This is a genomic window from Thermalbibacter longus, from assembly GCF_023806485.1.
GTDB lineage: Bacteria > Chloroflexota > Chloroflexia > Thermomicrobiales > Thermomicrobiaceae > Thermalbibacter > Thermalbibacter longus.
On record NZ_JAMSLR010000002.1, the window covers coordinates 35,650 to 57,167 of the forward strand.

Annotated in this window: 22 protein-coding genes; 11 read left to right on the forward strand and 11 right to left on the reverse strand. The window is 66.6% G+C overall.

The annotated features are described in order from the left end of the window. Window positions 1-10: 10 nt before the first annotated feature. Window positions 11-682, reverse strand: coding sequence for a helix-turn-helix transcriptional regulator (locus NET02_RS03265; protein ID WP_284055941.1), 672 nt, complete (start codon window positions 680-682; stop codon window positions 11-13). 91 nt (window positions 683-773) lie between these two features. On the opposite strand from NET02_RS03265, the gene NET02_RS03270 reads away from it, so the two are divergent. Next, a complete protein-coding gene (locus tag NET02_RS03270; protein ID WP_284055942.1) occupies window positions 774-1,952 on the forward strand; it encodes a hypothetical protein in 1,179 nt (392 codons plus the stop codon). Window position 1,953: 1 nt separating this feature from the next. Here NET02_RS03270 and NET02_RS03275 read toward each other — a convergent pair whose 3' ends face one another. The 5 genes from NET02_RS03275 to NET02_RS03295 all read right to left on the reverse strand — a co-directional run bounded on the left by NET02_RS03275 (window position 1,954) and on the right by NET02_RS03295 (window position 7,961). Then, window positions 1,954-2,820, reverse strand: coding sequence for an alpha/beta hydrolase family protein (locus NET02_RS03275; RefSeq protein ID WP_284055943.1), 867 nt, complete (start codon window positions 2,818-2,820; stop codon window positions 1,954-1,956). Window positions 2,821-2,858: 38 nt separating this feature from the next. Then, window positions 2,859-3,815 carry an oligopeptide ABC transporter permease gene (gene opp4C, locus NET02_RS03280; RefSeq protein WP_284055944.1) on the reverse strand — a complete coding sequence of 319 codons (957 nt, stop codon included), beginning with the start codon at window positions 3,813-3,815 and terminating at the stop codon, window positions 2,859-2,861. Then, the gene (locus tag NET02_RS03285; RefSeq protein WP_284055945.1) at window positions 3,812-4,786 is read right to left on the reverse strand and encodes an ABC transporter permease; all 975 of its coding nucleotides are present in this window, start codon (window positions 4,784-4,786) and stop codon (window positions 3,812-3,814) included. The genes opp4C and NET02_RS03285 overlap by 4 nt, the downstream gene beginning before the upstream one ends. Window positions 4,787-4,871: 85 nt before the next feature. Then, entirely contained in the window at window positions 4,872-6,713 is a 1,842-nt protein-coding gene (locus NET02_RS03290) for a peptide ABC transporter substrate-binding protein (protein WP_284055946.1), read from the reverse strand. A gap of 150 nt (window positions 6,714-6,863) precedes the next feature. Beyond that, window positions 6,864-7,961 (reverse strand): C45 family autoproteolytic acyltransferase/hydrolase, encoded by a 1,098-nt coding sequence (locus NET02_RS03295; protein WP_284055947.1) that lies wholly within the window; start codon window positions 7,959-7,961, stop codon window positions 6,864-6,866. A gap of 190 nt (window positions 7,962-8,151) precedes the next feature. On the opposite strand from NET02_RS03295, the gene NET02_RS03300 reads away from it, so the two are divergent. From NET02_RS03300 to NET02_RS03325, 6 genes are all read left to right on the forward strand, one after another. Further along, complete coding sequence (locus tag NET02_RS03300; protein ID WP_284055948.1) at window positions 8,152-8,862, forward strand: GntR family transcriptional regulator; 711 nt, start codon at window positions 8,152-8,154, stop codon at window positions 8,860-8,862. A gap of 311 nt (window positions 8,863-9,173) precedes the next feature. Further along, window positions 9,174-10,886, forward strand: coding sequence for an ABC transporter substrate-binding protein (locus NET02_RS03305; RefSeq protein WP_284055949.1), 1,713 nt, complete (start codon window positions 9,174-9,176; stop codon window positions 10,884-10,886). A 45-nt stretch (window positions 10,887-10,931) separates the two neighbouring features. Further along, window positions 10,932-11,876, forward strand: a complete 945-nt coding sequence (locus NET02_RS03310; protein WP_284055950.1) for an ABC transporter permease — start codon at window positions 10,932-10,934, stop codon at window positions 11,874-11,876. A 41-nt stretch (window positions 11,877-11,917) separates the two neighbouring features. Further along, window positions 11,918-12,808: an ABC transporter permease gene (locus NET02_RS03315; protein ID WP_284055951.1), complete on the forward strand. Its 891-nt coding sequence runs from the start codon at window positions 11,918-11,920 to the stop codon at window positions 12,806-12,808. A 146-nt stretch (window positions 12,809-12,954) separates the two neighbouring features. Further along, window positions 12,955-13,284, forward strand: coding sequence for a winged helix-turn-helix domain-containing protein (locus tag NET02_RS03320; protein WP_284055952.1), 330 nt, complete (start codon window positions 12,955-12,957; stop codon window positions 13,282-13,284). A 37-nt stretch (window positions 13,285-13,321) separates the two neighbouring features. Next, a complete protein-coding gene (locus NET02_RS03325; protein ID WP_284055953.1) occupies window positions 13,322-13,699 on the forward strand; it encodes a hypothetical protein in 378 nt (125 codons plus the stop codon). 131 nt (window positions 13,700-13,830) lie between these two features. Here NET02_RS03325 and NET02_RS03330 read toward each other — a convergent pair whose 3' ends face one another. Further along, window positions 13,831-14,352: a GNAT family N-acetyltransferase gene (locus NET02_RS03330; protein ID WP_284055954.1), complete on the reverse strand. Its 522-nt coding sequence runs from the start codon at window positions 14,350-14,352 to the stop codon at window positions 13,831-13,833. Between the two features lie 263 nt (window positions 14,353-14,615). On the opposite strand from NET02_RS03330, the gene NET02_RS03335 reads away from it, so the two are divergent. The 4 genes from NET02_RS03335 to NET02_RS03350 all read left to right on the forward strand — a co-directional run bounded on the left by NET02_RS03335 (window position 14,616) and on the right by NET02_RS03350 (window position 17,530). After that, on the forward strand, window positions 14,616-15,392 hold the full coding sequence (locus NET02_RS03335; RefSeq protein WP_284055955.1) for a hypothetical protein: 777 nt from the start codon (window positions 14,616-14,618) through the stop codon (window positions 15,390-15,392). A 53-nt stretch (window positions 15,393-15,445) separates the two neighbouring features. Beyond that, the gene (locus NET02_RS03340) at window positions 15,446-16,432 is read left to right on the forward strand and encodes a metallophosphoesterase family protein (RefSeq protein ID WP_284055956.1); all 987 of its coding nucleotides are present in this window, start codon (window positions 15,446-15,448) and stop codon (window positions 16,430-16,432) included. 9 nt (window positions 16,433-16,441) lie between these two features. Beyond that, complete coding sequence (locus NET02_RS03345) at window positions 16,442-17,092, forward strand: cyclase family protein (RefSeq protein WP_284055957.1); 651 nt, start codon at window positions 16,442-16,444, stop codon at window positions 17,090-17,092. Window positions 17,093-17,164: 72 nt separating this feature from the next. Continuing rightward, window positions 17,165-17,530, forward strand: a complete 366-nt coding sequence (locus NET02_RS03350; protein ID WP_284055958.1) for an APC family permease — start codon at window positions 17,165-17,167, stop codon at window positions 17,528-17,530. Window positions 17,531-18,641: 1,111 nt separating this feature from the next. Here the strand turns inward: NET02_RS03350 and NET02_RS03355 are convergent. The 4 genes from NET02_RS03355 to NET02_RS03370 all read right to left on the reverse strand — a co-directional run bounded on the left by NET02_RS03355 (window position 18,642) and on the right by NET02_RS03370 (window position 21,497). Next, window positions 18,642-19,121 carry a hypothetical protein gene (locus NET02_RS03355; RefSeq protein WP_284055959.1) on the reverse strand — a complete coding sequence of 160 codons (480 nt, stop codon included), beginning with the start codon at window positions 19,119-19,121 and terminating at the stop codon, window positions 18,642-18,644. 22 nt (window positions 19,122-19,143) lie between these two features. Beyond that, window positions 19,144-19,635: a hypothetical protein gene (locus NET02_RS03360; protein WP_284055960.1), complete on the reverse strand. Its 492-nt coding sequence runs from the start codon at window positions 19,633-19,635 to the stop codon at window positions 19,144-19,146. A 43-nt stretch (window positions 19,636-19,678) separates the two neighbouring features. Next, window positions 19,679-20,701 carry a COG1361 family protein gene (locus NET02_RS03365; RefSeq protein ID WP_284055961.1) on the reverse strand — a complete coding sequence of 341 codons (1,023 nt, stop codon included), beginning with the start codon at window positions 20,699-20,701 and terminating at the stop codon, window positions 19,679-19,681. A gap of 130 nt (window positions 20,702-20,831) precedes the next feature. Further along, window positions 20,832-21,497, reverse strand: coding sequence for a hypothetical protein (locus tag NET02_RS03370; protein ID WP_284055962.1), 666 nt, complete (start codon window positions 21,495-21,497; stop codon window positions 20,832-20,834). Between the last annotated feature and the right edge of the window lie 21 nt (window positions 21,498-21,518).

Here is a 21,518-nt window from a genome sequence, read left to right on the forward strand (position 1 = left end):
CTGGCTCAGCTCAGGCGCAGGCGCCGGCGGGCGTGTCCTTCGCGCGGATGACGTAGCAGCAGCAGTGACCGCCGGTCAAGAGGTGACAGGAGCGTTCGATCTCGACGCCCAGCAGGTCGCGATACATCTCAGCCTCCAGCCGGCATGCTGCTGGGAAGGCAGATGCGACTTCGCGGATCGGGCAGTGGTACTGGCTCACCAGATACGTGGAGTCGTCCAGCTTCTCCCAGACCACCAGGTACCCCAGCTCGTCCATGCCCTGGGCCAGGATCTGCACGCGCTCGTCGAAACTCCGCGCCCTCGCCAGGCGGTGCTCCAGCTCAGCCCGCGTCCGCTCAGCACGGCGTGCCAGCAGCATCTCGACTTTCCCTGGCCCGTCCAGCTCGAGCAGGTCTGCCAGGAGATCGGTTACCAGCAGGTCGTACTGCTTGGGGAAGAGCTCATCGGCCCGCCGCGACAGCCGGTAGACCCGGGCCGGGCGACCGACTGGACGTCGACTCGGGGTCGTCTCGACCAAGCCCTCGCGCTCCAGCGTCGCCAGGTGCTTGCGGACTGCCATGGTCGTAATGCCGAGCTGGTCGGCGAGCTGGTCGGCAGTCAGCCCGTCGCTCTTCTTGAGGAGGTTCAGGATGGTCTGCCGCGTGCCGTTGCGCGGCAGCGACGCCGCGACGCGAGTACCCATGGTCGCCTCCTGGCGCTATCATACCATAAAAGCCGCGCGCGGATCGGAGAATGAAGGCGACGGTATCGCCGTCCGGTTATGGAGGAGCGAGGTGGTCGAGCTGCGCACTCCCGGCGGGCAAAGCTCCCTTACCCGGCCATCCTGGCCGAGCCGGCTGCTGGCAGCGGCTGCCTATCTCGGCGCTGGCGCGCTGCTGATCGTGATCTCGCCGCTGCAGCGGCCCTTCGTGCTCCGGCACGCTCGGGTGGCGCTGGCTCTGCACCTCGCCCGCGCGGCGGTGGTCACCGCGTTGCTCCTCGGGCTGGCCGCGGCGCGAGCCGGGTTCGAGCTGACTCTCGCCCTGCGGCTGGCGATCGCCGTTGCCTTTACCCTGCTCGCCGGTGTCCCCTGGGCGCCTGGTCTCGACCGCTCGCTCATCCTGGTTCCATCGCTCGTCTCGGTGGGCATCTGGCTCCTCAGCCTCGCTGGTCTGGCGATCGCGCTCGCTGGGCGGACTGCCGATGTGCGGGCATTCCTAAACGCTGACTGGCCCGAGCATCCGCTGAGAGCGGCTCCCCAGCGGCCGGACGAGCCCGTGCTCCGCGAGGAGGCGCGCGCGCTCTGGGAGCACCGCCTGGCGCGCATGTGGGAGGCGGCACGGGTGGCGATGGCCGAGCGCCAGCGCCGCGCGCGGATGACCGAGCTGGAAGAGCAGATCCATGCCGTGCACGCTCGGCTGGCGCATCTGCGTCATCTCCTCGGGCTCGGGGAGCTGAGCCTGGGGCAGTTCAGCCAGGCCGAGCAGTCGCTTCTGCGCTACCTGTCTGAGCTGGAGCGCGAGCTGGCGGCCTGGACGCAGCGCCTTCCGATCGCCCAGCCAGCGCCGCCACCTCCAGCAGTTATGACGACTCTCCCACGGGCCGAGCTGGTGATGCTCACCGTGATCGACCCGGCGGGGACGCCGGTCTTCTCCTGGGGTCACTTCCCGCTGGACGAAGCGCTCACCGCTGGGATGATGTCGGCGCTGGACTCCCTGGCTGAGGAGATGTTCGGGGCTCCGGTGCAGAAGACGGCGCTGGCCGAGGGCGCGGTCGTCTCGGTGGTACGAGGCGAGCGCACTCGACTGGTCGCCTGGTTCGACGGCGACCCGTCGCCGGTGCAGCTCCGCGACCTCCAGAGCTATCTCGAGGAGTTCGAGCGTGCCAATGCCGCTGCCTTAGCCTCGCTCCCGGTCGACCCCGGCCGGATCGTGGCGCCGCCGGTACCGCTGGTGCCGAGCGAGCGTGCCTGACTCACCGCGACCCTGCACCCCGGTACCCCTCGAGGACAGCGGCGAAGAATTCCTTCACCGGTTCGAGGATCTTGAACCCCTCGTGGGCCACTCCTGGCACGACGTCGAAACGAACAGCGATCCCGGCACGCTCGAAGCTCGCGCGCAGAGCTTCGAGTCGCTCGACGCGAGTCTGCCCGGCATCGTTGGCTCCCGGCATCCAGTAGTCCTGCCAGAGCGGGCTATCTGGAGCCAGGATGATGTCCCAGTTATCAGTGTCCTCAGCCCCGATCACCATCTGCACCGGCACCTGGCGCATCGCTTCGTAATCGAGCGGTCGCCCGAACTTCTGCTCGACGTCGCGCACGCCGAGCCACCAGTCTCGACGCTCGTCGAGCAGCGTGACCACGCCGGGAGCGCCGATCGAGATGCCGAGGAGGCGCTCCGGGTGAAGGTAGAAGAACCGGTGGGCGAACTGGCCACCGCCCGAGAACCCGTGGAGGAGGAAGCGTCGCTTGTCGATCCGGTAGACCTCGGCGACCTCGTCGATCATGGCGAGCAGCACCAGGTCGAACCGGATATCGCGGTACGTGATGAATTTGTAGTTGTGGATCTCGCCGGGCTGATCGATGCCGCCGGGGAACAGCGGCGCGAGGACGATGCACTCCTGCGCTTCGGCGAAGTCGGCGAAGGCATCGCGGTACTGGAGCGCTGGCCGGTTGGTGCCGTGCACGACGACCGCGAGGGGATAGTGCCGCGTGCCGGTTTCGTGATAGCTCGTGGGGACGTAGAGGCAAAAGGAAAAGCGCTGGTCGGCACGCGAGGCGAACAGCGTCGTCGGCCCGATCCCGTAGCCGGTGCGATGCTGGGTGCGGCGCGTCATGCTCATGCGATCTCCTCTCTTGCCCTCGCTCGCGTCTCACGGTCTCACGAGCGTTCGAGGCGACGCGGGTCGAGCGCATCCCGCAGCCCGTCACCGACGAAGTTGATCGAGATGATGGTGAGGAAAATCATGAGCCCGGGGAAGAAGCCGCGCCACCAGTGCCCCTCGTGGATCACCATCTTCTGGGCCTCCTCGAGCATGCGGCCCCAGGTGGCCTGCGGAGGTTGAAAGCCGAGCCCGAGGAACGAGAGCGCCGACTCGGCCAGGATGGCCCCGGCGATGCCGAGCGTGGCTGCGACGATGATGGGGCTGAGCGCGTTCGGCAAGATGTGTCGCAGCACGATGCGGACGTTACTCGCTCCGATCGCGCGCGCCGCTTCCACGAACTCCTGCTCCTTGAGCGAGAGGAAGCTGGCGCGCACGAGCCGGGCCGTCGTCATCCAGCGCAGTAGGCCGAGCGAGATCACGATGGTCCAGAAGTTCGGCCCTAACAGCGTGACCAGTAGAATGATCACGAACAGACCAGGCATCGAGTAGAACACGTCGACGACGCGCATGAGCGCATTATCGACCCATCCCCCTGCGTACCCAGCAATTGCCCCGATCGCTACCCCGACCGACATCGCCACCAGTACCACCGCCAGCCCGACCGCCAGCGAGACCCGGCCGCCATCGAGCACGCGCACGAGCTGATCGCGTCCGAGCTCGTCGGTCCCCATCGGATGGGCGAGTGTCGGCGGGCTGCTCTTGGCGCGGAAGTCGATGCGCTCCGGGTCGTACGGGATCAGCTCTGGCCCGGCGATGACCGCGAGCACGATCGAGGCGAGCGTGAACAGCCCCGCGAGGGCGAGACGATGTCGCCGGAACTGCCGCCAGGCATCAGACCAGAGGGAGCGTGGCCGCTCGTGGGAAGCCAGGGACGGCACGCTGGGTCCATGGAGTCTAGCCTGTTCGAGCACGTGCGCTCCTTCGAGCCGGTCGCCCTTCGTCGCCTCGCTCATCGGTAGCGGATCCTCGGATCGAGCACGGCGTAGAGCACGTCAGCCAGGAGGTTGAAGAGGATCACGAGCAGTGAGGCGATCATCAGGATCCCCATCAGGACTGGATAGTCCCGGAGGTGCGCCGACTCGACGAAGAGGCGGCCCATGCCCGGGATCGCGAAGATCGATTCGACGATGACCGAGCCGATGAAGAGGTCGGGGATCTCCAGCGCCAGGATCGTCACGATCGGGATCGCCCCGTTCTTGAGGGCATGCCGGAGGATGACCACGCGCTCGCTCAACCCTTTGGCCCGCGCGGTGCGCGTGTAGTCCTGCCCGATGGCGTCGAGCATGGCGGCGCGGATGTAGCGGGTCAAGCTGGCGGTGGAGACGAGCGCCAGCACAGTGACGGGCATGACCAGGTGGCGCGCTCGATCCCAGAGCGCGACGAGTCCCTCGTAGTCCTGGCGTGGATCCTCGAGCCCGAAGGAGGGGAGCCAGCCCAGCGTGAAGGTGAACACGTAGAGCAGCATCAATGCCAGCCAGAAGCTGGGGATGGACACACCGAGGAACGCAACGCTGGTCGAAAGGTAGTCGAAGACCGAATACTGGCGTACTGCGGAGACGATCCCGATCGGGAAGGCCAGCAGGAGCGTGACGAGGAAGGAGAGCCCGGTCACCAGGAAGGTCACGGGGATCCGCTCACCGATCATCTCCAGCACCGGCCGGCCGGTGTTGAAGGATGTCCCGAAGTCGCCCCGGAGCAGGTCGGCGGCCCAGCGGAGATAGCGGACGTAGAGGGGATCGTCCAGGCCGTACCGGTTGCGCAGGCGCTCCAACTGCTCCGCCGTGACCCGACCGGCACTGCCGGGATTCTCAGCGATCGCCAGCGGGCCACCAGGCGTCATCTGGAGCAACACGTAGATCAGCACGCTGATGCCGGCGAGCAGCGGAACGGCTTGCAGCACGCGGCGGACGACGTACGACGTCATCTCTCTCTGCCTTCGGCCGGGCACAACTCGCGGGGGCGGAGAACGTCGATCCCGTCTTCGCCCCCGCGGCCGACCCAGAGCCGGGTTACTCCTCTAGGTACCAGTCGGCTGCGCTGTACAGTGTCCCGCGTGGATTGAACCAGATCGACTTAATGCCTTTCAGGCGGGTGCTCCACGCATCCGCTGAGGCCGAGCGGTAGAGCGGCAGCGCCGGCCGCTCCCGAGCGAAGATCTCGACCGCCCGCTGGTAGGCCTGGCGGCGAACCTCCGGGTCGAGCGTCGAGTTCGCCTCTTCGACCGCGGCGTCGAACTCGGCGTTGCGCCAGTGACAGTACGTGAAGCCGCCTGGGTTCTGCTCGCTCGGGATGGACGCGCTAGTGAAGATAGCGGCCCAGTCGGCAGGATCGACCTCGTAGCCGTCGCGGCTCATCACGATGTCGTAGTTGCCGCGCGCCAGCAGGCCGCCCTCCTGCCAGCTCCCGAAGATCGTGTTCGACGGGACATTCTCGATGCGCAGCTCGATCCCGACGTCCTTGCAGTTCTGCTGCACGAGCTGCTGGTAGAGCTCGCGCGTCTGGTCGCCAGCGATCGTCTGGTAGCGCAGGCTCGCCCGCACGCCGTTCTTGACTCGAATGCCGTCGCCACCCGGCACCCAGCCAGCCGCATCCAGAATCTGCTTGGCCTTCTCCGGGTCGTACGGGGTCGGCGGTCGATCCACGGCAGCCCAGCCCGCGTAGATAAATGCGCCGGTGAGAGATCCGAATCCGCCAAGCACCTGGTCGATGATCGCCTGCCGGTCGATCGCATAGTCGATCGCCTCGCGGATAGCCGGGTCTCCGAGTACCGGGTGAGGCTTAGTGGGATCGCCGTTGTCAGAGAGATTGAACCAGAGCCACTCGACGCTGGCTCCTCCCTCGAGCAGCTCCACGTGAACCGGCTTGCCCTCCTGCTCGGCGGTCACCAGCGTGGGGAGGTCTCCCGTCACGATGAAGTAGACATAGTCGAACTCGCCATTGACGAACGAGGCGATGGCCGCTTCCTTCTCAGGCGTGACCTTGATCGTAATGCCATCGAGATACGGCTTCTCGGGGTCGCGGTAATTGGGATTGCGCTCCAGCGTGATCTGGTCTCCGGTCTTCCAGTCGACGAACACGAAGGGGCCGGTGCCGAGCGGCAAGCGAGCGAGCGGGTGCTCCTGGGTGATCGCCGTCGACTCGAACTTGTGCTTGGGCAGGACCTGCTGGAAGAGATCCAGATAGCCCGGGTTGATCTCGGACATCTTCACCTCGACCGTCAATGGATCGATGGCCCGGGCGGACTCGATCTTCTCCCAGGCCGCGCCGACTTGCGGCGTGCTCTCTGGGTTCTGGTACACCTCGACGGTGAAGACGATGTCCTCTGCGGTGAAGGGCTGCCCGTCGCTCCAGGTGATGCCGTCTCTGAGCTTGTAGGTGATGGTGAGGAAGTCCTCGGAGATGCCCCCGTTCTCCAGGGTCGGGATCTCGGCCGCCAGCACCGGCTGGTACTCCCCGTTGCGGTCGGGGACGAAGAGCGGCTCGACGGCCAGCACTGAGAGGAACGAGCCGGACTGGCCGTTGAAGAAATCGTTCATCTGCCCCGGCTCCTGGATCAGGGCGATGACGGCGCGCCCGCCACGCTTCGGCGTACCGGCAGCTCCCGGTGTCGCCGTCGAGGCAGCCACGGGTGTGTCGACGCCTCCGCCTGTCGGCGTCGAGCGCGCGCCGGCAGCGGTCGGCTGGGGTGTCTCACCACCTTCGCCACCACCGCAAGCCGCCAGCAGCGTGCTGACGATCGTCCACGACAGACCGATCGCCGCGCCTCGGCGGATGACCTCCCGGCGGGTCAACCGACCCGCCAGCACGTCACGGATAAGCTGTTGTGCGGCCCGGAACTGGCGATCTTCCATACCTCGTCCTCCTCTCGTTGCCCTCAGGCCGCCGGCTCGCTCGAGAGCGCAGGGAGCGCCTGACGCCGCTCCCGATGCCCCACGGGGGGCAAGCGGGACATCCGTCCCCCTCGCAGTCGTCACCTCGATCCGCGCGGACGTCGCCAACGCTTACTGGACATCCGATCCTCCTGCTGTGCGAAAGGCATAGCGGTGGTACGGGTGCTGGTTCGGTGGGCCGACCGCTGCCCAGAACTCGCCATGGGTCGGCCGCGCGATCACCGAGGCGAAGGTGATGATGTCGGACTCCTCGTCGTCGCCGGGCATCCGGCAGAGCGCGTCTGGATAGCAGGCGCGGTCGCGGAGGATGTCCTGCAGCGATGCGACGTTGAGCTGGCCGCGCTGAGTCTGGAGCAGCTCTTGCATCCGCTGCAGGCGGACACGGGAGTTCTCGAGATGCCGGCCGGTCGAGCGCTCCTCCTCGAGGAGTTCCCTGGCGATGTAGTGGTTACTGTGGACGAGCAAGCCGTCTACTGGGTCGAGGCGCGCGTCCTGTGTCGGCGTCGTCTCCAGATCGGCCGCCGTGCCGCTAGCATCGAGCATGATCAGGTTACGCGAGGATGCCCTCGGGACGCGGCGCACGGCGGCGATCGCGTCGTCCACCCGTTCGTAGAGCAGCGCCAGCCGGGAGAGCAGGTAGCGAGGGAAGCCGACGCGCCAGCCGTCGCAGGTGACGTAGTTGGCGAACACGCCGAGGCCACGCTCGTTGATGCCGATGTAGGAGACCTGGCCAGCCGGCGTGAGCATCAAGACGGCCGGCCCGTCATCCGGAACCAGCTCGACGACGACCCCGATCTCGGCGTAGAACGCGGGGAGATCGGCATTCTGGCCGATCAGCGGTGTGCCGTCGGCGCTCGCCTCGGCGAGGATGGCAAAGGTCGTGCACTCGTCGCCCGGCTCGACGGGTGTCGCGAGCTCGGCGCGCAACTGGAGCATGTAGGCTTCGGCCAGGGAGATCCCGGCGCCCTCGGCGATGCCCTGGATCTCCTCGTCGAAGAAGGGCGCGTGGTCACGGACGAACGGGCGATAGCGCATGGCTTTCGCGAGCGCCTGCTCGGGCGCGATGCCGCTCCGCTTCTGCAATCGGGCGAGCGCCAGGTCGCGATGACGGTGGATCAGCTCAGCACAGGCCTCGCCGAACTGGCGGCCGATCTGGCGATGGGTCCCGGTAAAGCGGTAAGACGGGAACACCCGTGTGCTCGTAACCACGCTACCTCCCCTGACCTGGTTGTTTCCCGCGCTGGCGGTGTCGCGCTGCGGGTCGGGTGCAGTCTAGCATGCACGCACTCGTATGTCAATGCATGGTACTGTATACAACAGAGCACAGAGCGAGTCGTGCCCAGTTGGCCGGGACAGATACGGTAGGATAGGGCAAAGCTCGACGGACGCGAGGTGCGCAGTGAGCCGAGCGCTGGAGGAACGCCGGACCAGCCTGATGGAGCTACGGGAGCGGCGCGCTCACCACGGTGCGGCGGCCGAGATCGCCTACTGGACGATTCGCGACGCGATACGCCTGGGCGTGATCCGGCCGGGCGAGCGTCTGGTCGAGGTCGAGCTGGCCGCCGCCCTCGACATGAGCAGGACGCCGGTGCGCGAGGCACTGCGCCGGCTGGAGGCCGAGCGGCTGGTTGAGAACGTGCCGCGGCGCGGGCTGGTCGTGCCGACGATCACTATCGACGACCTCATCGAAATCTACGAGATCCGCGGTGTGCTCGAGGGGCTGGCCGCCCGGCGGGCTGCCCAGCGGATGGGCCCGGCCGAGATCGATGCGCTGCGAGAGACGGTCGAGCGCATGGAGCGGGCCCTGGCGGCGAACGATCTGGCTGCCCTCGGCGAGGCCAGCACGCAGTTCCACCGGCTAGTGCGCTCAGGCTCGCGTCATGCCCGGCTCCCGGAGCTGATCTCGCTCCTCTTCGACTCGCACCGCTCGGTGGGACTGCACGAGTTCAGCCCGGCCGAGCGCGCCGTCGCCGCAGTGCAGGAGCACCGCGCCATCTACGAGGCGATCGCCAGGCGCGATGAGGAGGCGGCCGAGCGGCTGGCCCGCGAGCACTCCCAGAACGCACTGCGTGCCCAGATTATTGCCCACCACTTGTCCGAGGGGAGTTGACCTGCTCCAGACCACCCCGCAGGCGGGCGCGGCACGGCGTGCCAGGCGAGCGTGAGCCGATAGCCCTGCTCCCCATCGGGGCGGTCATTCACGCGCGAATTCCGGCATCGCTACGAGAAGCGCGTCCGCTATAGCCGAATCGGCAAACGAGTGTGGCATACGCATTGACAACGGAGAGCTCACCCGTTATAGTCCCGCTCTGACGGGATAGATGTGCCGGCCAACCGGGTCGCCAGTGGCCAGCATGCTGAACCGGTGCAGGTAGTGACGAAAGCCGGCGCCCTGGAGGTCGAGGAGTGAGGAGGACACCGATGCGGTCACACGATGAGGCCCAGCGTGCCCTAATGCTCGCCCTGCAGCGACGGCTCGACCGTCGGCTGCTCCTGCGCAGTTCGGCGGCGCTGCTCGGCGGCGGGGCGCTGGCGAGCCTGCTTGCCGCCTGCGGTGGCGAAACGACTGAGGAGGGCGGAGGGGCGAGCGGCACTCCGGCTACGAGCGCGTCACCGGCTGCTGGCGGGGCTTCGCCCACGGCGGCTGCTCAGCCCAGCCCGGCCACCGGTGGGCAGAAGGGCGGCGTGCTCCGGGTGGCGATCATCGGCGAGCCGCCAGCGCTCGATCCGACCTTTACGACGGCGACCATCACGTCCAACATCACCTGGCACATGTTCGAGTCGCTCTTCACCCGCGATGCGAGCTTCAGCCCCAAGCCGATGCTGGCGGAGTCGTTCGAGTTCCAGAACGACAACAAGGTGCTGGTGATCGCGCTGCGGCCGAACATCAAGTTCCACGACGGGCGGCCAGTCACTGCGGACGATGTCATTGCCTCGCTCACCCGCTACTCGCAGCTCTCGGGGCGCGGCAAGAACTTCTTCACTCGCGTCGCCAACCTGGACAAGGTCGACGACACTACGGTGCGGTTCGAGTTCAACGAGCCGACCGGCATCGCCCCGGTCTTCCTGGCTCAGGTCGACGCGATGATCATTCCGAAGGATCTGGCCGAGGCCTATCCCGACAAGGAGCTGGGCGAGTATATCGGCACCGGCCCGTTCAAGTTCAAGGAGCGCCTGCCCGACCGTCACATCAGCCTGGTACGCAACGACGACTACGTCCCGCTCGAAGGCGCGGCCGACGGCTACGGCGGCGCACGGGTGCCGTACTTCGACGAGATCCGCTTCATCCCGGTGCCGGAGCAGGCGGTGCGCGGCGACGGGTTGGTGACCGACGAGTTCGACTTCGCCGAGCAGCTCAGCCTGGACAACTACGACGCGTTCACGGCCGAGCCGGATCTGGGCTTGCAGGTGACGCTGCCGTACTACTTCTACGGCGCGCACTTCAACAAGTCGCAGGAAAGCATCATGAGCAACCTGAAGCTCCGGCAGGCGCTGCTGGCGGCGGTCGAGATGGATCCGATCGCCAAGGCCGGCTTCTCGCGCAGCGAGTTCTACCGGCTCTACTCCAGCATGTCCGCCCCGGAGACGCCCTGGCACACCGAGGGCGGCGCGGAGTACTACGACCAGAAGAATCCGGAGAAGGCCAAGCAGCTCCTCCAGGAGTCCGGCTACGATGGGCGGCCGATCCGCTGGCTGTCGACCAAAGAGTACTCGTACAACTACAACATGGCGTTGGTGCTCAAGCAGCAGCTCGAGGCGATCGGCGCGGTGATCGACCTCCAGGTCATGGACTGGGCCACGCTGGTCAAGACGCGGAGCCAGCGCGATGCCTGGGACATCTTCATCACCGGGCACGAGTCGTACCAGCATCCGGTGCTGCAGCCGTACATGAACGAGACCTGGCCGGGCTTCTGGTCGAACGCGCGGCGCGATGAGCTCTTGCAGCAGCTCATGGGTGAGACTGACGAGGCGAAGATCAAGGAGCTGGTCACCGAGCTCGACAAGGTCTGGTGGGAAGACGCCGCCATGATCAAGGTCTGCGAAGGTGCCACGCTCCGCGGCTACCGCACGCGCCTGAAGGGCTATGCCAGCCTGCCGGACTGGTTCTTCTGGAATTGCTGGTTCGAAGAGTGAGCCCTCAGGAAGAGGAAGGGGCCAGGCAAGAGTGAGGCGAACGCGATGACCGCCTACATTCTGCGCCGGCTGATCATGGCCGTCCCGGTCATGCTCATCGTGGCGGTCACGACCTTCCTGCTCCTGCATATGACGCCCGGTGACCCGGTCGCGGTGCTGCTCGGTCCCGATGCCACGACCGAGCAGATCGAGCAGCTCCGCGACCAGCTCGGGCTGAACGACCCAGTACACGTCCAGCTCGCCCGCTGGTTCACCGGCCTGCTGCGCGGGGACCTCGGGCAGAGCATCTTCCTCAATAAGCCGGTGACGGAAGCCATCCTCGAGCGCCTGGCGCCGACGCTGGAGCTGAGCATCCTGGCGTCGCTCGTCGCTATCCTCATCGGGGTGCCGACGGGGATCCTGGCAGCCATCCGGCAGGGGCGCTTGCTCGACTTCGGCTCGATGCTGGTTGCGATGGTCGGCATCTCGATGCCGACGTTCTGGCTGGGGCTCAATCTGATCTTCATCTTCGCGGTGAGCCTGCGCTGGTTGCCGCCACAGGGCTACCAGCCGTTCCAAGACGGGCTGTGGGAGAACCTCAGCCGGATGATCCTGCCCGCGGTCACCCTGGGGGCAGGGCAGGGGGCGTTCTTGGCCCGCATGACCCGCTCGGTGATGCTCGACGTCCTCTCCGAGGACTTCGTCCGTACGGCCCGGGCCAAGGGGCTCTCGGAGCCGCGCGTGCTGCTCGCGCACGTCCTCCGCAATGGGCTGATCCCGGTCGTGACCGTCGTCGGTCTCACATTCGCGATCTTGATGGGCGGAGCAGTCGTCACCGAGCAGGTCTTCAACATCCCGGGAGTCGGCCGGCTCTTGATCCAGGCCGTGCTGCGACGCGACTTCCCCCTCGTCCAGGGGATCGTGCTCTTGATTGCGCTCGTCTACGTCCTGATCAACCTGGGGATCGACATCCTCTATGCCTTCCTGGATCCTCGCATCCGGTACGCCTAGCGGCCACGACGTGAGGGCACTGACGAGGTGAGAGGCGAGAGGTGACAGCGCGACAGATCTCGCTTGCCCCGGCAGCACAGCGGAGGCGCCCGCTCGGCCAGGTGATCCGCCAGGGGATGCGTCGCCATCCGGGTGGGGTCGTCGGCGGCCTGGTGCTCGTCATCGTCTTGCTCATCGCCGTGTTCGCTGGCGCGCTGACCGACCAGAGCCCGACATCGGTCGATCCGGCCAACCGGCTCAGCCCGCCGATGGCCGGTCACCCGTTCGGCACCGACAACTTCGGCCGGGATCTGTATGCCCGCACGTTGTACGGCGCCCGGATCTCGCTCACCGCCGGCTTCGGCGTGGCGGTGCTGGCGCTGGCGGGTGGGATCGTCTTCGGGCTCCTGGCCGGCTACTATCGTCGCCTCGACGGCGTGCTCATGCGGATCATGGACGCGATGATGGCCTTCCCGGGCATCATCCTGGCCATCGGCATCGTCGCGGCGAGAGGCCCCAGCCTGACCAACGTGATCATCGCGCTCGGGGTGATCTTCATCCCACGCGTTGCTCGGGTGGTTCGCAGTATCGTCCTCAGCGTACGCGAGCGCCAGTTCGTCGAGGCCGCGCGTGCCGTCGGAGCCAGTGATCTTCGCGTTCTAGTGCACCATGTGCTGCCGAATGCCTGGTCACCGATCGTCATCCAGGGGACCTTCATCTTCGCCGAGGGCGTGCTCGGCGAGGCGACGCTGAGCTTTCTCGGGGTGGGGCCGCCGCCCGAATTCCCGAGCTGGGGCAACATCCTCGGGGAGGCGCGGCTCTACATCCGCGAGGCGCCGTGGATGATGCTGCTCCCCGGCCTCGCACTCACCCTGACGGTGCTGAGTCTCAACCTCATCGGCGATACGATCCGCGACCTGATCGACCCGCGGGTGCGCCGGCGAATGACCTGATCCGGCCGAGCGTGTCCCGATCCAGCTCGGCTCGCGCCTGCTTTTGCGGCTGTGATAGATTCAATCGGACCGTGCGGGCGCAACGGTGATGCCTGCACCCCCGTAGGGTTCGCCGGCAGCGTAGATCGCCGGAAGGGGTCTTTGCCGTGTCACCCGGGCTCTTGCTCGCGCTCACGCTCGCCAGCATCGTTGGACTGCTCTTCCACAGCCTGTTCGGCCGGAGACTCTGGCAGTTCCCAGTCTACTGGGCGGCGGCGATCATCGGGTTCCTCGCTGGCGAGATCGCGAGCGGGGTCGTGGGCGGAGCGCTCCTTCGAATCGGCACGGTCCCGGTGGCCGAGGGATTAGCCGGCGCGCTGGTCGCCCTCGCCATCGGCTGGCTGCTGACAACTCCTGCCCCACCGCGGAGCCGGCGGCGGGTTGCAGACACACGCCGGGCCTCGATGCTCCGGCATCGCCGAGCGCCCGTCGACTAGCCGGTGGGCATGGGGCATTGGGAGGGAAGGAAGGGGCATGCGTCGGGGTTGGGTGATTCTGATCGTTGTGGGGCTGCTTGCCCTCTTCATCGGGCTCTTCATCCTGCTCTACGTCCTCGGTGGCCCGGAGCAGTCCGCACTCGAGCGCGTTCGCGATATCGCCGTCATCTTCCTCGCGCTGGCCATGGTGCTGGTGGTCCTCCTGCTCGGCGTTCTGGTCGGCGTCGGCATCTGGCTCGGCCTACTGATCAAAGACCGCCTGATCCCACTCCTGGAAGTGGCGACGCAGACCGCAGTGCGCGCTCGCGGTACCGTCGAATTCGTCGGCGAGTCGGTGGCCCGGCCGATCATACGGACCTATGGTCGGATCGCGGCAGTCCGCGCGCTCGTGCGGACGGTCAGCCGGCGGAGATAGCGGACAGGGCAGTGCGATCCGCCCAGCGCATGGGAGACTGTGCTGGGCCGAATGGTGGCCATTGCATGCCTTCCGGGCGGGTGGCTGACCCGCCTGGTGGACGATCGAGCGCTGGACGCGAGCAGCGTCGCTTACCCCTCGCCCGTGCTGGCACCCCATTCGATGCGCTGCGCCGCGTGCGCCGAGCGGTGCTCCCGCCCGTCCAGCGGTCTGCGTAGTACGACTTCCACCCGATCAGGCCGGAAGCCTTCCCGGTGGTAGAAGGCGTAGGCCTGCGGGTTCGTTACGTCCACCGTGAGCTCGACGAAGCTGCAGCCCTGTTCCCGTGCCCGCGCGATCGCGCTCTCCAGGAGTGCCCGGCCGACCCCCCGCCCGCGGTAGTCGGGGTGGACGACGAAGCGGCGGACGAGCGCGAAGAAACCGTGCCGCGCCTTGTAGGCCCGGAACAGCTCGAGCTTGCCGACAACCTGGCCGTCGAGCTCGGCGACCAGCACGCTCGAGGGCTCATACGCGTCGTCGTGGTACTCGGCGATGATCGCCTCGTCGTCATAGCACCAGTCGGCTGAAGCATGGAGCGCCGCCTCGACGGCAGTGTCGTCGAGCCGGCCTGGACGAACGGTAACTCGGATTTCGTCTCGCGGCTCATCGCTCACCGGTGGCTCTCCCTCAGCTCGGCGTCACACGCTGCGGCGTTCTGCCGCCCGTGCGATTGTGACACGAGCAGGTGATCGCGCAACGATTGCCCGGGAGGCGGCGAACCGCCTATACTCACCGGGTGTGCATGCCGGCCTCGAACGGAGCTACTGTGGTCCATCCGGTCTTCTGGAACGTCTCTTGAATGCCGATCCGGCATTCATCGCTGCCCGCCCTGTGCGAAGCGAGGGGCGCGGTGAGGAGCCGCTGAGGAGGTGCTCGTTTGGAACAGGCGGTCCGCCGGGGCACGTCGATGCAGCCGCTCGAAGACGTGCGCGAAGAGGTACAACGGATCCTGGCCGCGGCCGAAGAGCGAGACATCATCCTGCGCGCGCTCGGCGGCGTGGCTGTCTATTTCCACTGTCCGAGCGCCCGGCACCGCGCACTCCAGCGGACGTATCGCGACGCTGACCTCGCTGGCCTCTCGGCCCAGAAGCGGGCGATCGAGGCGCTCTTCGCCGATCTCGGCTATCTCGCCGATCGCGAGTTCAACGCGCTCCACGGCCACCAGCGCCTCTACTTCTGGGATCCGGTCAACCAGCGGCAGATCGATGTGTTCCTCGATATGCTGCGCATGAGCCACACGCTCGACCTGCGCGACCGGCTGACTCTGGATCGCCTCACCGTCTCGCTCGCCGACCTGCTGCTGTCGAAGCTGCAGATTTGGGAGATCAACGAGAAGGATCTAACCGATATCGTCGCTCTCGTCCACGACCACCCCTTCGGCCGGGGGAACGACGAGACGATCGATCTCGACCGGCTTCTCGACGTGCTGACGTCGGACTGGGGCTGGTACCGCACGGCGAGGGAGAACGTCGAGCGCACGAAAGCGTTCCTCGCTCACCACGATCTCGCGGCAGAGTTCGACGTGGTGGAGCGCCTAGACCAGTTCTGGCGCCAGGTCGAAGCGGCTCCCAAGAGCCGCGCCTGGAAGATGCGTGCCGTGATCGGCGAGCGCAAGCGCTGGTACGAGCTGCCGGAAGAGGTTCGGCGCGACTGACTGCTGTGCAGCGGGTCGAGAAGCCGGTGGGGTAGAAAAGGGGGCGGCGAGGAGTGGTGCGACTTTTCCGACGGAACGAGCCAGCCAGCAGGTCAACGCGACTGGCACTCTACTACACGAGCGACGTCCACGGCTCCGAGCGCTGCTTCCTCAAATTCCTCAACGCGGCGAAGTTCTACGGGGTCGACACGCTGGTCTTGGGCGGCGACCTCACCGGCAAGGTGCTGGTGCCGATCGTCGAGATCGATGGCCGTTGGGAGATGACCTTCCTGGGTCGGCACGAAGTGCTGGCCACGCCGGCGGATGTCGCCGAGGCGGAGAAGCGGATCCGCTTCAACGGCTTCTACCCGTACCGGTGCGACCAGCGGGAGCTAGCCCGCATGGAGGCCGATCCCCAGTACGCAGTCGAGGTTTTCCGGCGCACGATGCGGGAAGCGATCGAGCGCTGGGTACGGCTAGCTGAGGAGCGGCTGCGCGGCTCGGGCGTGAGCTGCTTCATCATGCCGGGGAACGACGACGAGTTCGACATCGACGAGGCGCTGGCACACAGTGACGTCATCGTCAACCCGGATGGGCGCGTCGTCCAGCTCGATGGCTACCAGCTCCTGAGCCTGAGCTGGGCCAACCCGACCCCCTGGAACAGCCCGCGCGAGCTGCCGGAGGAGGAGCTGGCGGCTCGGATCGAGCGCCTCGCTCGCGAGCTCGATCCCGGTGTGCCGGCCATCTTCAACCTCCACTGTCCGCCCTTCAACTCGACCCTCGACAGCGCTCCCCAGCTCAGGGAGGACTTGTCGGTCGTGATGGTCGGTGGCCAGCCGAACATGGTGCCGGTGGGTAGCCGAGCCGTGCGCGCGGCGATCGAGCGCTACCAGCCAGTACTCAGCCTTCACGGCCACATCCACGAGTCGCGCGGCGCGGTGCGGATCGGCCGGACGCTCTGCATCAACCCCGGCAGCGCCTACGGCGAGGGCGTGCTGCACGGCGCGCTCGTCGTGCTGGAGGGTGACCGGGTAGCGAGCTACCAGCTCGTGAGTGGTTGAGAGTAACAGATGGATGTCTACGACCTCTCGCACCGAATCGAGAACGGCATGCCGTTCTTCCCCGGCGACCCGGAGCCACGCGTGATCCCCGGGCGTGGAGCGCCGCCCTGGCAGGTGAGTGCGCTAGAGCTGGGCACGCACACTGGCACCCACATCGACGCGCCCAGCCATCGCTTCCCGGAAGGCCGCGCCATCGCCGACTTCCCGCCAGCGCACTTCGTCCGCCCGGGCCTGGTCATCCCGGTGGCTGGCCTGGCAGAGGACGAGCCGGTCGAGCCAGAGCGGCTGGAACCGTTCCTCGCGCGCGTCCGAGCCGGTGACGCGGTCGTCTTCGCGACCGGGTGGGAGCGCTACTGGGGCCAGCCCCGCTACTTTTGCCATCCTTACCTGAGCGAATCCGTCGCTGGGCTCCTCGTCGAAGCCGGCGTCGCGATCGTCGGGATCGACGCTCTCAACGTCGACTCGACCGTGCGGGGGACGTCCGGAGTGCACGAGCGGCTGCTCAGCGCGGAGGTGCTGATCGTCGAGAACCTCCGCGGGCTGGATCAACTTGTCCCTGGACGGCGCTATGTCTTCAGCTTCCTACCTCTGCCGGTGCGCGGGGGCGACGGCTCGCCGGTGCGCGCAGTGGCCTGGGAGAGCGACACGCGGTTTACCTGAGCGCGTGAGTTGAGAGGGTTGGCAGGCGAGCGCTCGGAACGAGTGCTCGCCGCTGAGTGAGGAGGGGAGTCGATGGAGCAGGCACAGCAGCGAGGTGTGCCGGCCGGTGCTCCGCGAGTGTTCACTCGGGCCGCGACTGGCCTGGTGCGCGAGGCGGGGCTACTCGACGCGCTGATCTACAACGTCAATTTCATCAGCATCGGGCTGATGGTTGCCCTGATGTTGCTCTATATGTCCTCCTACGGCGGGGTGAGCGTGCCGCTCTCGCTGATCTTCTGCGCCGCGCTCGCGCTGCCCACCGCGGCGACCTACGGCATGCTGGCGGCTACGATGCCGCGGAGCGGCGGCGACTACGTGTACGTCAGCCGCGTGCTCGGCCCGGCCTTCGGCATGATGAGCAACTGGAATACGACCGGTACAGGTTCTCTCGTCGGCTGAGTCATATGCTGAGTGATATGATGACTCAGCACAGCGACAAGAGTCTGCGCCTCAACCATGCTGACATTCCAGTTTGTGGCTGTTATGCCCGTCTCACTCACCGTCCAGCCGCCTGTCCCGGCTACAGCGACGTGGGATACCCTACGCGGATGCCTGACCTGTCTAGGGCGTCCCTGGCTGAGCATTGGCCGTGCTCTTTGGGACGGCTGCGATTGCTTCATGCTGGGGTACGGGTACACCGGCTGGTGTGGCCTGCTGCTCTCCTCCCTGTGCGGTAACAACACCGGGATCGTCGGTGAACCGTGAGACAGTGGCGAACACCAGCGTACTGGCTAGAAGCCCGATGAGGATCGTCGCGGCTACTGTTCGCGTTACGTTCCGTCCCTTTCCTAATGCCGCATCGGACGAGATCGTAGGGAGTGTGCTCTCTTGGGCCACATGAAACCTTCTCTCCGCTCGCACTCTCTCCGACACCGAGCGACAGGCCCTTGCGGCAGGCCTGTCGCTCGGCCGACACACTTACTGTCCACCGCAGCCAGATCCTGCTCGCCAGCGCCCGCGGCAAGACCGTACCATCGATTGCCCATCACTTGAGCGACAACGAGCGGACCGCCCTCCATGCGTGCAGTCAGCAGCGGATCGCGGCGCTGAGGCAGGGTTCCTCACACCCCCGCACCCTCCGGGCCGCCTTCACGCCCGAGACGGTGGCCACACGCGGCAAGATGGCCTTGCTGCGGGTTCCCCTGGTACGGCGGCTAGGTGGTGCGCGGCTGGATGCGGGAGTGCAACCTTCACGTCAAACAGACCGGCGAGGGGGTGCGGATCGTGGTCAGCTCGCTGCCGCGCAAGAGCCCTTGGCTTAATTAAGCCGATTGTGCCGCTCTGGGTCCACACTAAGCGCCATATCATCGCGCTGGATCCACCCTGCCGGCCCGCGAGCTGGCCCGGCGTGTTTAGGGGTCCTGAGATGCCCGTATCATGACCACCTTCCGATTCCCGAACAGGTCCCTCGATCGTGCAGTTAAGCCATGACCCTAGAGCTTTCCTGAGGACCGAATCGGGACGTATGCCGTAGCATGCTTCCAGGTGCCGCACTGGCAGCTTGCTGGCGTCAGAGCGGCTCGGACTCGGCTGTCGATCCCGGGGCTGCCACCGCGTCGCGGGGCCAGGAGCGTTTAGCACGAAGCGCGAACCCCAGGGACATGATGGCCAGGATTAGGCATCCTGGTCGTGCGGGCACCGGAAGACCATCGGCGCCTATCCCGAGTGGCAAGAAGACAGACCGCAGAGCGATGACTGCCTCGACGATCAGGTACAGCGGCCAGGCCAGGAAGCCAGCGAGCGACAGCCCAGCAAGGAGCAACCACCGGCGCCGGTCATCGCGCCCGAAGAGCAGCGGCCGGGCTCCCTGCGCCCCGAGCAGCGCGTACCCTGTTAACCAGCGTGCCAACCCAGCGGCATCGAGCACCGACTCGGGCACGAGCCACCTCGGCGGGTCGGCTGCGAACCAGCCGGCCCACCAGGAGAGCAATGCCGACCAGCCGAGCACAACTAGCCCGAGCACGCGACGAGCCACGGTGCTCCACTCCACGAGATCGCCTCCTTGTCAACTCTTACTGCGCCGCCCGATCTCGCGCTGCCACTCGCCGCGAACCACCCCTGGCTGCGCCGAGGAGCACGAGGGCTGCGAGCCAGGGATAGAGCACGAGCAGGGCGTTGAACACGAGTGGCAGCGAGCTCATCCGCGCCCAGGCGAAGGCCGGTCGGCCCTCGGTAACGGCCAGGTGGAGGGTCGCTACGCTGCCCCACCAAACCATACCGAGTCCGGTACCGACCCCGGCAACGAGTGCAGCCAGCCCCCATACCCAGGTCCGGCGTGGACAGGAGAGCATCGTCCCCGCAGCCACGCCGTTCGCCAGCCCGAGCGCCAGCGCGCCCATTGCCGCCCAGCTCAGCCGGGTGTCGCCGTGCACCTCGTCAGGATCGCGAAGCCGAACCCAGCCAAGAACATCGCGATCGCGGCCAGTCCCAGTCCTATCCCTCCCATCACCCGGCTGAGCCGGCAGTGCCAGGCGAACACCGCTGACCTCCACCACTTTCCGCATCACGCCAGCCCTTGACGGGCGGCAGGTCCAGCGCAAGGGTCGCTCACCGCTGTGGCCCTGCTGCGGTCCGCAGCGGACCACGTCGCCGTTCCCACCATCCTGCCAGCAGCCCGATCAGGACGAGCCCTGCCCCGGCGGCGAGCGCCCACCACTGCCACCTTACGGCCCTCGTCCCCTCCGCCGGCCCAACTGTGACCCGAAGTTCGAGTCGTTCGCCGCCACCGCCGCGCGCAGCCGCCTCCACCGCGACCGGAAATGTCCCCGCCTTGAGCAGGTGTAGGTGGAATGCACCAGTAGCCATGTGCTCGACGACCGGTGCCTGCCATGCCGGCGCACCGGCTACGGCGAATGCGCCAGTCGGATCGTCGACGCGCACCACCGCGTCGCGTGCCGGTTCGCTGCCGGTATTGCGCACCCGGAAGCGCAGTGTCACATCCTCGCGCACAGCGAGCGGGCCACGCGGCAGGCCCAGCTCGAGGCTGAGCTGCGGCGGCCCGCGGCGGGCTACCTGAATCCCGGAGTCGTCCTCCACGACAAGCCGGGACACCCGTACCCCTGGTGTCATATCGATCCCGAGCTGCAAAGTGTTCTCGCCGAGGCGAGGCCATTGGAACGGCACGGCGTTCCGCACCACCAGCTCCAACGCCGTCCCGAGCGCCGTCCCCACTCGCACCCCGTCGTAGAGGTCGAGCGTATTCCAGGTGAGGAACACGTTTCCGTCGTCTGCTCGATGGACGCGCACCCGAACCAGCGTTGCGCTCCACTCGTTGGCCATGTCCCAGAGCTGCAGCTCGCCCGGTGCTGTGTCCGGTGCCAGGACGATCCGATAGTGAAGCCAGACGACGATGGTTCGTCCGGATCCTTGACTCGCGTCCGCCAGCGTGTAGCGGGCGAGGGTATAGCGCCCCGGTCGTGGGTCGCGCCACTCCAGCCGGGTTGCGCCGAGCTCGCGCAGCGACCAGTAACCGTAGCCAGCGATCCGTCTCGGCTCCTCAGATGCAGCGACGGAAGATCCAAGGCCGGTCACCATCAGGAGCAGTACGGCAGTTAGTCGTATCGCCCGCACGCCTGTACTCCCGGGCTGCTGTCCTTGAATCCCAGTCACCTGCCATAGCGGCGCCAGTCCCACCGCCCTGTGCTCACCCCCTGTGGACCAGAGCGGAAAAGCTGGGCTCAAACAAGCAGTCTATCGTGCCTTACGGGAGAGTAACTTGCGACGCATAGCCGTTGTTCAGATAGTAATCGTTGCCATCCTGGCGGGTAGTCGGCCAGCTATCGTTGTTCGCCATCCAGGTAACATCATCGACGACGTGGTAGCCCTTGTCGCGAAGCTTCCCAACGAAATACTCCTCGGCTGTCTCGCTCCAGCCATATTTTGGAGAGAATGACGATTCATCTTTGTCGATATGGGTGGTAGCGACGACGTAGCGGCTCCACCTAGTGTTGTAGAAGTAGTCGGTCGACGGTGGCGCGTAGATTCGGATATGGTGAAAGCTATCGCTATCCCCTGACCACTGGTGCTTTTCCCCCTCGTCCGAATCCCAGAACCATCCGGCTCCATCGTTGCCACGGAAGTTCATTGAAGAGGCAAGGTGGTTGGTTCTCCCAACTGCATCCTTCGCCTTGTTGACGTCCGCGTTCGGGTAGAAGATCATGTTCACGGGCCAGTCGACCCGGTCCGTGCACGCCGGTTGTCCCGAGCCTCCGCATTGCGTCGTCTCATTGTCCCAGTTATAGAACGAGTCATCGCCGAAGGTGAGCACCTGGTAGGTCGTCGTTGAGTTAGCCAGCGCCGACCCCGCGCCGAGTGCTATCAGGATCAACGCGAGCAGGATAGCAGCGCGTGACACCAGTCGTAGCATTGCTCCCACCTCGCGTTCGTC